Consider the following 15,330-nt stretch of genomic DNA (forward strand, 5'->3'; position numbering starts at 1 on the left):
CCTCATGCCTGGGCCCGGGCCGGACCGGTGCTGGACCGCACCACCAGGTCCGGGGGGACCGGGTCCGGATGCAGGCTCTCCCCCTTCATCCGGGCGAGCACGAGCTGCACCCCCCGGCGTCCCAGCTCGGCGAAGTCCTGCCGCACCGTGGTCAGCGGCGGGGTGAAGTAGGGCGCCTCCGGAAGGTCGTCGAAACCGACGACGCTCACATCCCCGGGGACGTCCAGGCCCTCCTCGTGCAGGGCTGCCAGCAGGCCCAGGGCCATCTGGTCGTTGGCGAGGAAGACCGCGGTCACGTCCTCACCGGCGCGGATGCGGGCGGCCAGCCGACGCCCGGCGGCGTGCCCGGCGGCCGGGGTCCAGTCACCGGGGAGGCACTCCGGAACAGGGGCGCCGACGGAGAGCAGCTCGGAGCGCCACCCCTCCATGCGGCCGCGCGCCTCCTGCGAGTCCGCCGGGCCGGAGACGTGGTGCACCGTCCGGTGGCCGAGAGCGAGCAGGTGACCGGTGGCCAACCGGGCACCGGCCTCCTGCTCCACGCCGACGGCGGGACGGTCTTCCGCCCCGCCCACCTGGACGGCGACCAGCGGCACCGGCGGATCGAGCGCGCGCAGCGCCTCCGCGGCGTCGTCGTAGGTGGAGAGCGCCACGATGCCGTCGACCCGCTGGGCGACGAAGGTGTCCACGGCCTCCCGCATGGCGGCGGCGGTCGCGTCGTCCAGGATCGAGACGCTCAGCGAGTAGCCCGCAGCCCGCGCGGCATTCTCGAGTCCGAGCATCGTCTGCGCCGGCCCGTACTGGTTGATCTTCACCGTGACCAGCCCGATGGTGCGGGTGGACCCGGTGACCAGGGCCCGCGCCGCGATGTTGGGCCGGTAGCCCAGCTCGGCGATGGCCCGCTCGACCCGCTCGCGGGTGTGCGGCGCGACGTTCGGGTGCCCGTTGATCACCCGGGACACGGTCTGGTGGGAGACCCCCGCGAGAGCGGCGACGTCGGACATCACCAGCGCACGGGCCACCACCCCGTCGGGCTCCACCACTCTCCCCTCTCCGCGACCGGGCCGGACGCCGCGGTCCGCGACCGCGGCGTCCGGCTCGCGGCTCAGCGGGAGGCCCCTGCGCGCCGCTTGTTGTAGACGTCGAAGGCGACCGCCAGCAGGAGCACGAGGCCCTTGACGATCGACTGGATCTGCTGTTCGACGCCCATGAGCTGCATGCCGTTGCTCATCACGGCCATGATCAGGCCGCCGACCATGGCACCGACGACCGTACCGACGCCACCGGTGACGGCTGCGCCACCGATGAAGGCGGCTGCGATCGCGTCGAGCTCGAACATGTTGCCGGCCGCCGGCTGGGCTCCGTTGGATCGCGAGGAGTAGATGATCCCGGCGACCGCGGCGAGGAAGCCCATGTTCACGAAGATCCAGAAGTTGACGACCTTCACCTTGACGCCGGAGAGCTGCGCCGCGGCCAGGTTGCCGCCGATGGCGTAGATCTGCCGGCCGAAGACGGTGCGCTTGGAGATGATGCCGTAGGCGATGACCAGGACCGCCAGGATGATCAGCACGATCGGCAGGCCGCGGGCGTGGGCGAGCTGCCAGGCGAAGTACATGACGACGGCGCCGACCAGGACCACCCGCCCGACGAACAGCGGGAAGGACTCGACCGGCTGCTCGTACTTGATGCGCGCGACGCGGGTGCGGAAGCCGCTGACCGCGTACCCGGCGACGGCCACCGCACCGATCAGCAGCGTGAACGCGTCGTACCCGTAGCCGCCGAGCAGGCCGTTGAGGAAACCGCTGGCAACCCTGCCGTACTCCTGCGGGAACGGTGACAGCGAGATGTTGTCCAGTACCTGCAGCGTCATCCCGCGGAACAGCAGCATGCCGGCGAGGGTCACGATGAACGCGGGGATGCCGACGTAGGCGACCCAGAAGCCGTGCCACGCGCCGACGGCGATACCGACGGCGAGCGCGGCGACCACGCCGACCCACCACGGGAAGCCCTGCTGGATCACCAGGACGGCGGACACCGCGCCGGTGAGCGCGACGACGGACCCGACCGAGAGGTCGATGTGTCCGGCGATGATCACCAGGACCATGCCGATCGCCAGCACCAGGATGTAGGAGTACTGCAGGACGATGTTGGTGATGTTGCCGGGGCTCAGCGAGACCCCGTCGGTCAGGACGGCGAAGAGCGCCACGATCGCGACGAACGCGACGTAGATGCCGCTGGTCCGCAGGTTGCGGGCGATCAGCGCACGCAGGTCGCTGGTCCCGGTGTGGAGGGCGGCGGCGGGCGCCGGCTCCTTCGGCGTCGGGTCGGCCTGCGGGGTCGTGGTCGTGGCCATCAGACGGACGCCCTTTCCTTGGTCATCAGTTCCATGAGGCTCTCCTGGGTGGCCTCGGTCACCGGCAGCTGACCGGTGATCCGACCGGCCGACAACGTGTAGATGCGGTCGCAGATGCCGAGCAGCTCGGGCAGCTCGGAGGAGATGACGACGACGGCCTTCCCGGCCGCTACCAGCCGGTTGATGATCGTGTAGATCTCGTACTTGGCGCCCACGTCGATGCCGCGGGTGGGCTCGTCGAGGATGAGGACGTCGGGGTCGGTGAACAGCCACTTCGACAGGACGACCTTCTGCTGATTGCCGCCCGAGAGCTTCCCGACGATCGCCATCACGCTCGGCGCCTTGATGTTCATGCTGCGCCGGCTCTCCTCGGCGACCTTGGTCTCCTCGTTGCCGTTGACCCAGCCGCGCCGGGACAGCTTGCCGAGGGCAGCCGCGGAGACGTTGCGCCGGATGTCCTCGATCAGGTTGAGCCCGTAGCGCTTGCGGTCCTCGGTCGCGTAGGCGATGCCGCGGTCGATGGCCTCCGCGACCGACCGCGCCTTGACCTCGTTGCCGTGCATGAAGATCCGGCCGCTGATGTCCCGGCCGTAGGAGCGGCCGAAGATGCTCATCGCCAGCTCGGTGCGCCCGGCGCCCATCAGCCCGGCGATGCCGACGACCTCGCCGGCACGCACCGAGAAGCTCGCCCCGTCGACGACCTTGCGGTCCTGGGTGGGGTGCCAGACCGTCCAGTCCTCGACCCGCAGCACCTCCTCGCCGGGGTGCGACTCCCGCTCGGGGTAGAAGCTCTCCAGGTCGCGACCGACCATGCCGCGGATGATGCGCTCCTGGGTGACCTCACCCCGGTGCAGGTTGAGCGTCTCGACCGTCTTCCCGTCCCGGATGACGGTCACGTTGTCCGCGACAGCGGTGATCTCGTTCAGCTTGTGCGAGATCATGATCGAGGTGATCCCGCGCTCCTTGAGCCGGCGCAGCAGATCGAGCAGGTGCGCGGAGTCGCTGTCGTTGAGGGCGGCGGTGGGCTCGTCGAGGATGAGCAGCCGCACGTCCTTGGAGAGCGCCTTCGCGATCTCCACCAGCTGCTGCTTGCCCACGCCGAGCTGGGCGACCGGGGTCACCGGGTTCTCGTCCAGGCCCACGGAGGCCAGCAGCTTGGCCGCGTCGGCGTTGGCGAGGTTCCAGTCGATGAGGCCACCGCGGCCGCGCCGCTCGTTGCCCAGGAAGATGTTCTCCGCGATCGACAGGTACGGGACGAGCGCGAGCTCCTGGTGGATGATCACGATCCCGACGTGCTCGCTGTCCCGGATGCCGGAGAAGTGGACCGACTGCCCGTCGTACACGATCTCGCCGTCGTAGCTGCCGGTCGGGTAGACCCCCGACAGCACCTTCATGAGCGTGGATTTACCGGCGCCGTTCTCACCGCAGATCGCGTGGATCTCGCCCCGGCGCACGGCCAGGGAGACGTCCTCGAGCGCCTTCACGCCCGGGAAGGTCTTGGTGATCGAGCGCATCTCCAGGATGTTGTCGTCCATGGACTCCGTCGTCCTCAGGCTCGTCATGCGCGTACGGGCGAGGCGGGTGCGCGCGGCGTGCGATGTTCAGAGTGTGGGGCTTGCCCAGCCGTTCGTCGTGATGAGTGACGGCCGGGGTGGTGCGGCCGGACCCGGCAGCGATGGCGCCACCGGGCCCGGCCGGTCATGGTGCGGAGATCAGTCGGCCTGGCCGGACTCGACCTCTTCCGCCGTCCAGTAGTCCGTTTCGATCAGCGCGGACTGGATGTTGTCCTTGTAGACGGTCTCGACGGGCAGCAGGTAGGAGGGCACGACCTTGACCCCGTTGTCGTAGGTCTTGGTGTCGTTGGCCTCCGGCTCCTTCCCCTCGAGGAACGCCTTCGCGGCGACGACGGCCTGCTCGGCCAGCAGTCGGGTGTCCTTGAAGATCGTGGAGTGCTGGACACCGTCGTCGATCAGCTTGACCGAGGCGATCTCGGCGTCCTGACCGGTGACGATCGGCATGGGCTGCGCGCCACCGTCGGTGGTCGGGCCGTAGCCGGCGTTCTGCAGCGCGGTGATGATCCCGCGGGACAGGCCGTCGTAGGGCGAGAGGACGCCGTCGACGCGGGTGCCGTCGTTGTAGTTGGAGGTCAGCAGGTCCTCCATGCGCTTCTGCGCCGTCTCCTGCTGCCAGCGAAGGGTGGCGGCCTGCTCGATCGCGGTCTGGCCGGACTTGACGATCAGCGTGCCGTCGTCGATGAACGGCTTGAGGACCGACATGGCGCCGTCGAAGAAGAAGAACGCGTTGTTGTCGTCCAGCGAGCCCGCGAACAGCTCGATGTTGAACGGCCCGGTGGCGTCTCCTTCGCCGCCGTCAGCGGTCTTGAGGCCCAGGCCGGTCAGCAGGGCGTTGCCCTGGGCCTCGCCGACCTTGAAGTTGTCGAAGCTGACGTAGAAGTCGACGTTCTCGGTGTCACGGATCAACCGGTCGTAGGAGATGACCGGGATGTCGGCGTCCGCTGCGGCCTGCAGCTGGCTGCTGAGCGCGGTGCCGTCGATGGCCGCGATGATCAGGGCGTCGACGCCCTGGGTGATCATCTGGTCGACCTGCTGGGACTGGGTGGGGATGTCGTCGTTGGCGTACTGGAGCTCGACCTGGTAACCCTCGTCCTCCAGCTGCTCCTTCACCGAGTTGCCGTCGGCGATCCACCGCTCGGAGGTCTGGGTCGGCATCGAGACGCCGATCGACTGGTCCCCCGCCTCGGAGCCGCCCCCGGAGCCGCTCCCGGCGCCCTCGCCACCACAGGCCGTCAGCGCGAGCGCCAGGGTGGCGGTCGCGGCGGTCAAGCCGAGCTTCCTGCTCACGTTTGATCTCCTCTTTGAGACATCTGCTGCCACTCGACCCGGCGCAGGCCCGCGGATCCGCGAGCGCAGTAAATGTGAGCGCTAACAAGCAGTGCCGTCAACCCCTGCTCGCCCGCTGGTAGTCACTTTCGCGTAACGCTCGTGACACCTTGGCGTGCTCTGGGTCGCGCAGCGTCTCGAACCCCGGCGCGCCGTCGCCCGGCGTACTCCTGGGCGCCGGGAAGCCCGGGGGTCAGCGCAGGGTGATCTGCCGCGAGATCAGCCCCGCGCGGGCCCGGCGCTCGTCGGAGGACAGGGGCTCGGTGATCGTCAGGGCCCGCTCCAGCCGCGCCTGGAACTCCTTGGCCGGGCCGGCCCAGTCCTCGGCCGGGGTGTCGGCGGGCAGGTCCCACACCGGCACGACCAGCCCGAGCGCACGGAAGGCGCCGGCGTAGCGGGTCCCCTCGCCCAGCAGGATCTGCTCCGACGCCGACAACCGGGCCAGCGCGTCGAGGAGCTTCTCCTCAGGCTCGGGCCGCACCCAGCGCAGGTGCGCCCGCTCGTCGCCCGGTCGCACCCAGTAGGCCGCCTCCAGCCCCGCCAGCCGCACGGTGGGCAGGATCGCCTCGTTGGCGTGCTCCAGGCCGGCCAGCGCCGCAGGGGCCGGGTCGGTGCCCTCCAGCCAGAACCCGAAGTCGTCGTGCACGGTCACCTCGAACGGTGCCGAGAGGTCCAGCAGCTCCTGCAGGCGGGGCCCGGCCGAGCCCGCCGCCCCGATCGGGCCGGGGTCGACCGGCGCGCCCGCCGGGGCCTCGAGTGCGGCGGCGAGCGCCGTGCCGATGTCGCGGCTGACGTCGTCGGAGGAGGTCTGCATCTGGACGCCGAGCAGGATCTCCCCGCTGGCGCGGACCAGGGCGGGGGTGCCGCCGGGCAGCACGCTGGCGAGGGTGACCTCACGGCCGTCCGTCGTCCGCAGGGTGGCTGTCGCCGCCGGCACCAGCTCGCGCAGCGCGACCCAGTCGACCTCGCCGGGGAGGCCCTCGAAGGGCCGCGTCACCGGCGGGGCGTAGCCCGAGCCGTGGCAGTGCTTGTAGCGGCGTCCCGAGCCGCACGGGCACGGGGCCTTCGGGTTGACGCCCTCCGGCGCGGCAGCGGCGGGAGCGGAGGAGCGCTTGCGGGAAGCCATGCGGTGCAGCGTAGGGGGACCGCCCGCGGGGTCCGCCCGCGAGATCTGCCCGGGGACGGCGTGAGGACCGTCGTTACCGCGCTTCCTAGGCTCGCTCACGTGACCGCTCCCGCCGCACCGCTCGACCTCACCGACCCCGCCGTCGTCGCCGATCCGTACCCGGCCTTCGCCGAGGCGCGCGCGGTCGCGCCGGTGCAGTGGCACGAGGGGCTGGGGCTGTGGCTGGCGTTCACCCACACCGAGGCCAATGCCGTTCTCCGCGACCGGCGACTGGGCCGCATCTGGGCGGACAAGCAGCCGGCCGAGCGGTTCGGCAGCTTCAACCTGATCCACCGCAACGCGATCCTGGAGATGGAGCCGCCGGACCACACCCGGCTGCGCCGGCTGATCAGTGCGGCCTTCGCCCGGGGACACGTCGAGCGGCTGCGGCCGTGGGTGGAGGACCTCGCGCGCACCCTCGTCGACGGGCTGGTCGAGCGGTCGGCCGGCGTCGAGCCCGTCGACGTCCTGTCCGGGATGGCCGAGGAGCTCCCGGTGGCCGTCATCGCTGAGCTGCTGGGCGTGCCCGATACCGACCGGCCGCTGCTGCGCCCGTGGTCGAACGCGATCGTCAAGATGTACGAGTACGGGCGGACGACGGAGACGGAGGACGCCGCCGAACGCGCCGCCGACGAGTTCGTCGCCTACCTGCGCACGCTCGCCGCCGAGCGCCGTCGGGCCCCCGGCGAGGACCTGCTCTCCCACCTGGTGAGCGTTCGCGACTCCGAGGGCGACCGGCTCACCGAGGACGAGCTGGTGACCACCTGCATCCTGCTGCTGAATGCCGGCCACGAGGCGACGGTGAACGTGAGCGGCAACGGCCTGCTCGCGCTGCTGGAGCACCCCTCGGAGCTGACCCGGCTGCGGGAGGACCCGAACCTGCTGCCGACGGCGATCGAGGAGCTGATGCGCTTCGACTCCCCGCTGCAGCTGTTCGAGCGCACCGCGACCGCGGACGTCGAGATCGGCGGCATCACGGTGGAGCGGGGGCAGAAGATCGCCGCCCTGCTGGGCTCGGCGAACCACGACCCGGCGGTCTTCGACGCCCCGGAGGTCCTCGACGTGGGGCGCACCGACAACCCGCACATCTCCTTCGGGGCCGGCATCCACTTCTGCATCGGCGCACCGCTGGCGCGCGTCGAGCTGCAGGCCTCGTTCGGCGCGCTCCTGGCGCGGACGTCGCGCCTGGAGCTGGCCCGCCCGGCGCGCCGCCGTCCGGAGTTCGTCATCCGCGGCCTCGCCGAGCTGCCCGTCGTCCTCACCGCCTGACCGTTACGGAATCGAGACGCCACGGTGTAGGTCGTCGCGGCCTCCTCGCCGCGTGTTCCTGGTGAGCTGGCGGCGAGGAGGGCGCGTGGACCGATCGGAAGACGACTGGGCGGACGAGTTCCTGTCGGCGGACGACGCCGACCGGCCCGAGGTGACCGCTCGACGTCGCCGGCTGCGCATCCTCCTGCTCGCCGTCGCGGCCGCGGCGCTCCTCATCGTCGTCACCACGCGGCGCCGGGCGTGCTGACCGCCGTCATCGCCGGGATGGTCGACGCTTTCCGCTGAGGCGCTGGTCATCTGTGGAAGGTGAGCCTGGTCACTGGCACGATGCGGTCATGCGCGGCCTGATGCAGGACACACCCCTGACCGTCGACTCGATCTTCCGGCACGTCGAACAGCACTACGGCGACGGAACGATCGTCACCAACAACCCCGGTGGCGTCACCCGGGCGACCTACGCGGAGTGGGCGCAACGCACCCGCAAGCTGGGCGGGGTCCTCGACACGCTCGACATCAGCGCCGACGGCCGGGTGGGCACCTTCGGCTGGAACAGCCAGCGGCACCTGGAGCTGTACTTCGCCGCCCCCTGCACCGGGCGCGTGCTGCACACGCTCAACGTGCGCCTGTTCCCCGAGCAGCTGACCTACATCGCCAACCACGCCGAGGACGAGGTCATCTTCGTCGACCGCACGGTGCTGCCCCTGCTGTGGCCGCTCATCGACACGATGAAGACGGTCAAGCACGTCGTGCTCATGGACGACGGCGGCGGCAACGAGATCCCCGACGACCCGCGGATCCTCGACTACGAGACGTTGCTGGCCGAGGCCGAGCCGGTGGACTTCCACGTCGAGGACGAGAACCTGGCCGCCTCGATGTGCTACACGAGCGGCACCACCGGGAACCCGAAGGGCGTGGTCTATTCGCACCGCTCGACGTTCCTGCACACGATGGGCGTGATGGCGCCGAACGCGTTCGGCCTGGGCATCCGCGACGTCGCGATGCCGGTCGTGCCGATGTTCCACGCCAATGCCTGGGGCATCGCGCAGGCCGCGCCCGCCGCGGGCGCCTCACTGGTCATGCCCGGCGCGATGATGCAGCCCGAGAACCTGGCCAAGCTGATCATCGAGGAGGGCGTCACCTTCACCGCCGGCGTCCCCACCATCTGGCAGGGCGTGCTCCCCCACCTAGCCGGCAAGCCGCACAAGCTGCGCGACATCGGCTGCGGCGGTTCCGCCGTCCCCAAGGCGCTGTCGGAGGCCTACCGCGAGCAGGTCGGGCTGCCGATCCTGCAGGCCTGGGGCATGACCGAGACCCACCCCGTGGCGTCGTCCGGGGTGCTGCCCAAGCGGTACGAGGACGCCGACGACGAGACCAAGGCGACCCAGCGGGCCCGGGCCGGCATCCCGTTCCTGGGCGTGGAGGCACGGATCGTCGACGCCGACACCCTGGAGCCGCAGCCGTGGGACGACACGGCCACCGGCGAGCTGCAGGTGCGCGGCCCGTGGTGTGCGCAGGAGTACTACCACCCCGACGCCGGCGTGACGCTGACGACCGAGGACGGCTGGATGCGGACCGGCGACGTCGCCGCGATGGACGAGTACGGGTCGATCCGGATCGCCGACCGCACCAAGGACCTCATCAAGTCCGGCGGCGAGTGGATCAGCTCGGTCGACCTGGAGAACGCGATCATGAGCCACCCGGCGGTGAAAGAGGCCGCGGTCGTCGGCATCCCGCACCCGAAGTGGGACGAGCGCCCGCTGGCCGCCGTCGTCCTGAAGGAGGGTGAGACGGCAACGGCCGACGACATCCTCGAGCACATCAAGCCACTGGTGGCCAAGTGGTGGATGCCCGACGCCGTCGAGTTCATCGAGGAGGTGCCCAAGACCAGCGTCGGCAAGTTCTCGAAGAAGGATCTGCGCGCGAAGTTCGCCGAGTACCAGCTCAAGACCTGAGGCCCGGAGCGGAGGACGGTGGCTCACCCCGGCGGAGTTCAGCCGCTGAGGGCGATGCCCCGGAGCACGAGGGAGAGCCCGACGACGAGCACCAGGGCGGCGGTGACCACGGGCGCACCCCGCGCGATCCGGACGAGCCAACGGGCCCGGGCCGGGTCGGTCAGCCGCCGCGCCAGCCTGTCGCGGAGCCGTACGAGGGTGAGCCCGACGACGGTCAGTGTGCCGGCCATGCCCAGTCCGTAGGCGAACACCAGGAGGACGCCGAAGACCGTCCGGCCCAGGCCGATCGAGGCGATCAACACGACCAGGGCCGACGGGCTGGGTACCAATCCACCCGCGACGCCCATCCCGATCAGGCCGCCCCGGCCGGACCCGTGCACGTGCCCTCCGGCACCGTGCCGGTGGCGGTCCGACCACCAGTCCGCGGGATCGTGTCCGTGCGCATGGTCGTGTCCGTGCGCATGGTCGTGTCCGTGCGCATGGTCGTGTCCGTGCGCATGGTCGTGTCCGTGCGCATGGTCGTATCCGTGCGCATGGTCGTGTCCGTGCCGCTGATCATGGCCGTGGTCGTGGCCGTGCTCGTGGGCGTGCTCCCGTACGGATGCCGACCGGACGTGCGCACGTCCCACAACCCCGCTGAGCGCAGGCACCCCCGCGGCGAGCGCCGGCTCGGGCAGGTCCTCCACGGCGGGCAGCCCGGCGCCCCGCGCGCGCAGCGCCCCGCGCAGCATGACCGCACCGATCACGGCGACGAGCGTTCCACTGGCCACGCCGAGCCAGCGCAGCATCTGCTCGCCAGCCAGTGTGCTGGACAGCGAGATGGCCAGCCCCAGTACGAGCACGCCGACGGTATGCGTGGCGGTCACGGTGGCGCCCACGGTCAGCGCGTCCCGCGGGCGGCCGCGCCGTCCGGCGAGGTAGGCGGCCATGACCGTCTTGCCGTGGCCGGGCAGCAGGGCGTGCCCGCAGCCGAGGAGCACGGCGAGGAGGACGGCCACCACGCCGACGATGGGCGTGAGTTCACGGTCGCCGATCATCGACTGCAGCCGCCGGTCCAGTGCCGCCATGGCGGTGCTGAAGGTGTCCCCGGATCCGACCGGGACCGACGAGCCGGCGCCGGTGTTCTCCCCCGGTTCGGTGGCCACCTCGAAGGACCGGACGTCGACCGGCGAGGACAGCAGGTCGTCGGGATAACTCCGCAGCTGGTCGGTGATGCTCCGGACGGGGACCGGAGAGTCGAGCAGGCGCACCCCGGACCCGTCGGCGGTGATCTCGCGCCAGCCGACCCGGTCGCTCAGGTAGTCGTCACGGAAGGCCACCGTCGACGGGTCGGCCAGGTCGGCCTCGGCGGTGAGCTCGCAGGTCAGCCGGAGGGTGGGCAGCCCCGCCGCGCCGGGCACGATCTCGGCGGTGCTGTTGCGCACGGTCCAGGAAGCCAGCACGTCGTCTACCGTCAGCCGGACGGCATCGGCCAGCGTGCGGCATTCCTCCGCCGCGGCGTTCCGCAGCTGCCCGGCCGTCGGGTCGCCGCCTGGCGCGAGCGCCGGCAGCGCCTGGGCCGTGGGGATCTCGGCGCGGTCGACGACGGCGAGCAGGTCGACGCCGTCGGGCCTCAGCACCAGCCCGTCGTAGTGGTTGACCGTGAAGTTGCCCAGCGGGTGCGCCTGTGCCCCTCCTGCCGGCACCAGCACGACCAGCGCGGCCCCGACGACGGCGATCAGAGCAGCGCGCCGTCTCACGGGCGGCCGCCGAGGTGGGCCAGCAACTGCGCGGCCCGTGGGGCGTGCAGAGGGGAAAAGTACGGGTTGGTGTCGAGCGCCTCGGTCAGCGTCGCCCGCGCCTGGTCGGTCCTGCCGAGGGCGGCCTCGATGACCCCGCGGTGGTACAGGAACAGCGGATTGCGGCCGCCGAGCGAGGTGGCCGCCCGGGCATGCTCGAGGGCTTCCGCGTCCCGGCCGGAGCTGTGCAGCGCCCAACCCAGGGCGTCGTGCGCGTCGATGTTCTGCCGCGCAGCGAATTCGGCCTCGGCGGCTGCCACCGCCGTCGCCGGGTCGCCGTGGTCGGCGGCGAACAGCGCGGTGCCCAGGTGGTCCTGCACACCGCTCGCCTCGAACAGCGAGCGGATCGTTTCCACCAGGGCGAACTGCTCCTGCGCCTCCTCCTCGCGGCCCAGCGCGGTGAGGTACTCGCCGAACTCGACCAGGTGCTCGGGCAGCGGCCGCGCGGCCACGACGGAGCGGAAAGCGGCGACGGCGGCGTCGTCACGGCCGCGAGCGGCCAGGACCCGCGCCTGGCCCAGCAGCAACGTTGCCTCACCCGGGTCCTCGGCGAGGCCGGCGGTGAAGTGGCGCTCCGCCCCATCCAGGTCGCCCCCGGAGAAGGCCAGCGCGCCGAGATAGGCGCGACAGAACGCCTCGTCGGCCGGCGCCCGAGCCGCAGCGAGGGCCTGTTCCAGCGCTGCGGCGGCGTCGTCCCGATTCCCGTGCAGTTCCGCGTTGTAGGACGCACGGGTGAAGGAGGCGATGCCCGGCTGCAGTTCCAGCATGCGATCCAGCGCCGCCGTCGCCCCGGCGTAGTCGCCGAGCTGATGGCGGGCGTCGGTGAGCACGCCCCACGCGGATGCGCCGAACGGATTGAGCTCCAGGGCGCGGCCGGCCAGGTCCGCGGCTCTCCGGAAGTCGTGCCGGGCGTTGGCCAGGGCGCCGAGACCGGTCAGCGCGCGGTCGTTGTCATCGGGGCGGAGGGCCAGCGACTCCTGCAGCGCTCCCTCTCCCTTGTCGTAGTAGGTCGGGTCCGCCGTGATCCGCGCCTGCTCCACGTAGGCCGACCCCAGCTGCGCCCAGGCCGACCAGTCGCCCGGCACCTCGGTCAGCCGCTCCTGGGAGGTCTCGATCAGTTCGATCACCGGGTCTGCGGCCGGCGCAGCGGTCACGCCCCCGGCCACCGTGCCGGTGCGGTCGTCGCGCCACGCCGTGTTCAGGGCCGTCGCCGTGAGCACCAGCAGCACGACGCCGGCGACGAGGAAGCCCAGCGCCGTCCGTCTGCTCACGATCGTCTCCTCACGACCGGCCGTCCTGCCGACCAGCCCCGGACAGCCGGACGCGCACCATGGGCGGAGCCGGGCATGATCAAGTCCCTTCTCGGCGACAGCCGACGGCCGTGGGGTGCGGCGGGCGCCACACCCCACGGCCTGGTTCAGCCCTGCGGATCAGGCCCGTGCGGGGAGACTGCCCCTCACCGGGACTCGTCCGCGGAGCAGCGACGCGCTGCCCGCGGCCAGCAGGAGCAGCGCCGCGGATCCGGTGACCGCCGGGATCAACGTGCCGTCGAAGCCGCCGGCCGGACCTCCCGTGCCGGGGGCCACTGCGGCGCCGTCCCCGCTGCCGTTCACCTGGTTGACCGAGTCCGTGTGCGGTGCGGCGATGTAGGGGAAGGTGGAACTGAACTCGGCGTCGTTGTGCGGCACCTGGTCCCCTTCCTTCAGCGCCTCGAACGCGGCCTGCCGGTCGGCGGGCACGTTGCTGACGTCGTAGATGCCCTCGAGGGCGAGCAGCTCGATGTCGACGACGTCATCGGCCAGGCGCCGACCGTTCGGGAAGCCTTGGATGTCACCGCCGATGACCCCGAGCCGGCTGGCTGCCTCGAGCGGTTGCATGTCCAGGCCGGTCGGCCGGGTGATCGACATGTTCAGCCGCAGCATTTCCGACGGCTGGAACATCGCCGCGCCGGCGTTGAGCGCCTGCGAGTTGAGGTCGACGTCGATCGGGTTGGGAGTGGCCGGGTCGCCGTCGACGTCGACGACGTCACTGCTGACGATGCCGGTGAGGAAGACCTCGAAGAGGTCGAACCGCGGCGTCGGTGGTGCCGGGATGCCGTAGATGGCCTCGATCAGCCGCGGCACCTCCGGCTCGAGCACCCGGGCGACGACGGCGCCGCCGGCTGCCTCCGCGTCGGCGGCGGGCGGGATCGAGTTGAACGCGTCCTTCAGGCCGGCGGGGACGACGACCTCGTTGACCAGCGGCTGGCCGAGCCGGGACACCTGGGTGAAGCCCTCGGACCCTGCGGCCGCCGTGCCACTGGCGTTGCGCAGCGTGGGCCGGGTCGTGGTGCTCCAGACCCCGATGACCGGGTTGGCTTGGGCGTCGTTGTGGATCGCCACCTCTGACTTCGGCACCTCGAGCACGATGCTGTTCACGTTGTAGCCGGCCAGGGTGTCGTTGCCCCGCTCGGAGAGGTCTCCTCCGTACAGCAGGTCGAAGACGCGCAGGTCGAGGAAGAAGGGGTCCTCGGTCTGGGTGGTCAGCGTGCGGCCGCCACCCCCGACGTCGGTGATCGCCGGGTTGCGCAGGTTCTCGACGTAGTCCTGCGCGGACCCCATGCTCGCCGGCCCGACGTAGGACGGTGCGACTGGACCCTGGGCGACCGGCTCGCCGAACGTCGCCCCGCCATCGGTGCTGACGTCGAGGGTGAAGGACTGCCGGAACAGCAGGTTCTCGTCGTCGAGGGAGGTGACCGGGCCGTTGTTGAACAGGAACGTCTCCTGGCCCCGGAGGTCCTCCGTGGTGAACTGCCACCGGTAGATGTAGTCGGCGACGGCGTCGCCGTCGTTGTCGATGTTGATCAGGTACTCGGCGTCGTCCGCCCACGGGTAGAAGTTGGGTCCGCCGTTCGGCTCCTCGAAGGGGATCCAGTTGGCGATGAACGTGACGTTGTGCGGGTTCTCCGGACTCGAGAACGCGTACACGTCGGTGTTGTCCACGAGTGGGTCGTTGAGGATCAACGGCGCCTCGCGGTGGCTCGACGCTCCGGCAAAGCCGGGTATCAAGCCGATGACGGCCGATCCTCCGAGGACGCTCCCCGCGGCGAGGAGTGCGGTGGCCCGCCTCCTGCTCGTGGGGGTCTGCTGAACGCGCATGGATGTCTCCCCTCCCCGCGGACGCGGGGTCCCATCGACACGGACGTCGCAGCCGGTCGGTGTGGAAAGGCCACCTAGCGGCGGGCAGGAGTGCGGTCGTGGCACGGCCTGGAGTGACCGCCAACGGTCCTGCTGCGAACGCGAGGAACGTAAGCTGCGTCACACGTCGGCGTGATCCAAAAGCGCGCAATCTGATTGCGTCCCGGCCTGTCGTCGCAGTGAGTCACGGTCTTCGGACGCCGGATCCCTTCGCCGACCTGAACAGGCCACCGCCCGCGTTCCGTGGACAGCGGGGAGTGAACGCGGACGGCTCGGAACTGGGCGAGTCCGGGCCTCCGACGTTCAGTAGCGGGTCAGCCCTCCGTCACCGGGCGACGGCTCCCCGTCCTGCCGCTCGGCTCACGGGACGCCCGGGCGGCGCCGCTGATCGGGGAGAGCGATTCGACTGTCAGCGCACGAAGGGGGGCTCGCCGGTCTCGCTCACCATGGGGCGGCCGGCGGCCTCCCATTCGCCCATGCCACCGCCGACGTTGACCGCGTCGAAGCCGTTCTGGTTCAGCCACGCGGCCACCCGGGCGGAACGCCCGCCGCTGCGGCAGGTCACGTAGAGCGGATCACCCTCCGGGACGTCGTCCAGCCGCGCGGGGACCTCGCCCATCGGGATGTGGGTGGCGCCCTCGATGTGGCCGTGCACCCACTCGTCGTCCTCCCGGACGTCGAGGACGACGGCGTCGTCGGGGAGGTCGCTGACGGAGACGGTCGGCACCTGCTGCGGCATC

12 protein-coding genes are annotated in these 15,330 nt (G+C 71.2%); 3 read left to right on the plus strand and 9 right to left on the minus strand.

What is annotated here, in order from left to right; all coding sequences use genetic code 11:
- Positions 1 to 2: 2 nt before the first annotated feature.
- The 5 genes from CHB94_RS09355 to CHB94_RS09375 form a co-directional block, all read right to left on the minus strand.
- Positions 3 to 1,037 (minus strand): LacI family DNA-binding transcriptional regulator, encoded by a 1,035-nt coding sequence (locus CHB94_RS09355; RefSeq protein ID WP_217899237.1) that lies wholly within the window; start codon positions 1,035 to 1,037, stop codon positions 3 to 5.
- Between the two features lie 65 nt (positions 1,038 to 1,102).
- Entirely contained in the window at positions 1,103 to 2,350 is a 1,248-nt protein-coding gene (gene mmsB / locus CHB94_RS09360; RefSeq protein WP_089336301.1) for a multiple monosaccharide ABC transporter permease, read from the minus strand.
- On the minus strand, positions 2,350 to 3,912 hold the full coding sequence (gene mmsA / locus CHB94_RS09365) for a multiple monosaccharide ABC transporter ATP-binding protein (protein WP_303395983.1): 1,563 nt from the start codon (positions 3,910 to 3,912) through the stop codon (positions 2,350 to 2,352). Before mmsA ends, mmsB begins: the two co-directional genes overlap by 1 nt.
- A gap of 150 nt (positions 3,913 to 4,062) precedes the next feature.
- Entirely contained in the window at positions 4,063 to 5,211 is a 1,149-nt protein-coding gene (chvE, locus tag CHB94_RS09370) for a multiple monosaccharide ABC transporter substrate-binding protein (protein WP_089336303.1), read from the minus strand.
- A gap of 232 nt (positions 5,212 to 5,443) precedes the next feature.
- Entirely contained in the window at positions 5,444 to 6,376 is a 933-nt protein-coding gene (locus tag CHB94_RS09375) for a DUF5926 family protein (protein WP_089336342.1), read from the minus strand.
- Between the two features lie 99 nt (positions 6,377 to 6,475).
- On the opposite strand from CHB94_RS09375, the gene CHB94_RS09380 reads away from it, so the two are divergent.
- The 3 genes from CHB94_RS09380 to CHB94_RS09385 all read left to right on the plus strand — a co-directional run bounded on the left by CHB94_RS09380 (position 6,476) and on the right by CHB94_RS09385 (position 9,636).
- Positions 6,476 to 7,684 (plus strand): cytochrome P450, encoded by a 1,209-nt coding sequence (locus CHB94_RS09380; protein WP_089336304.1) that lies wholly within the window; start codon positions 6,476 to 6,478, stop codon positions 7,682 to 7,684.
- An 85-nt stretch (positions 7,685 to 7,769) separates the two neighbouring features.
- Positions 7,770 to 7,931, plus strand: a complete 162-nt coding sequence (locus tag CHB94_RS25105; protein WP_176445480.1) for a hypothetical protein — start codon at positions 7,770 to 7,772, stop codon at positions 7,929 to 7,931.
- A gap of 88 nt (positions 7,932 to 8,019) precedes the next feature.
- Entirely contained in the window at positions 8,020 to 9,636 is a 1,617-nt protein-coding gene (locus CHB94_RS09385) for a long-chain fatty acid--CoA ligase (protein WP_089336305.1), read from the plus strand.
- Between the two features lie 38 nt (positions 9,637 to 9,674).
- Here the strand turns inward: CHB94_RS09385 and CHB94_RS09390 are convergent, their stop codons facing one another.
- The 4 genes from CHB94_RS09390 to CHB94_RS09405 all read right to left on the minus strand — a co-directional run bounded on the left by CHB94_RS09390 (position 9,675) and on the right by CHB94_RS09405 (position 15,329).
- A complete protein-coding gene (locus tag CHB94_RS09390) occupies positions 9,675 to 11,375 on the minus strand; it encodes a High-affinity nickel-transporter (protein ID WP_176445481.1) in 1,701 nt (566 codons plus the stop codon).
- A complete protein-coding gene (locus CHB94_RS09395) occupies positions 11,372 to 12,685 on the minus strand; it encodes a tetratricopeptide repeat protein (protein WP_141137452.1) in 1,314 nt (437 codons plus the stop codon). The genes CHB94_RS09390 and CHB94_RS09395 overlap by 4 nt, the downstream gene beginning before the upstream one ends.
- Positions 12,686 to 12,844: 159 nt before the next feature.
- Positions 12,845 to 14,551 carry a DUF4331 domain-containing protein gene (locus tag CHB94_RS09400; RefSeq protein WP_089336307.1) on the minus strand — a complete coding sequence of 569 codons (1,707 nt, stop codon included), beginning with the start codon at positions 14,549 to 14,551 and terminating at the stop codon, positions 12,845 to 12,847.
- A gap of 448 nt (positions 14,552 to 14,999) precedes the next feature.
- Positions 15,000 to 15,329 carry a rhodanese-like domain-containing protein gene (locus CHB94_RS09405; protein WP_254920534.1) on the minus strand — a complete coding sequence of 110 codons (330 nt, stop codon included), beginning with the start codon at positions 15,327 to 15,329 and terminating at the stop codon, positions 15,000 to 15,002.
- Position 15,330 lies beyond the last annotated feature (1 nt).

Origin of the sequence: Blastococcus mobilis (genome assembly GCF_900188025.1) — a bacterium.
Taxonomy (GTDB): Bacteria; Actinomycetota; Actinomycetes; order Mycobacteriales; family Geodermatophilaceae; genus Blastococcus_B; species Blastococcus_B mobilis.

Excerpts from the sequence above, each read along its gene's own strand:
- mmsB (WP_089336301.1), bottom strand. The coding sequence starts at position 2,350 with ATGGCCACGACCACGACCCCGCAGGCCGACCCGACGCCGAAGGAGCCG.
- mmsA (WP_303395983.1), bottom strand. The coding sequence starts at position 3,912 with ATGACGAGCCTGAGGACGACGGAGTCCATGGACGACAACATCCTGGAG.
- CHB94_RS09375 (WP_089336342.1), bottom strand. The coding sequence starts at position 6,376 with ATGGCTTCCCGCAAGCGCTCCTCCGCTCCCGCCGCTGCCGCGCCGGAG.
- CHB94_RS09385 (WP_089336305.1), top strand. The coding sequence starts at position 8,020 with ATGCGCGGCCTGATGCAGGACACACCCCTGACCGTCGACTCGATCTTC.
- CHB94_RS09400 (WP_089336307.1), bottom strand. The coding sequence starts at position 14,551 with ATGCGCGTTCAGCAGACCCCCACGAGCAGGAGGCGGGCCACCGCACTC.
- CHB94_RS09405 (WP_254920534.1), bottom strand. The coding sequence starts at position 15,329 with ATGCCGCAGCAGGTGCCGACCGTCTCCGTCAGCGACCTCCCCGACGAC.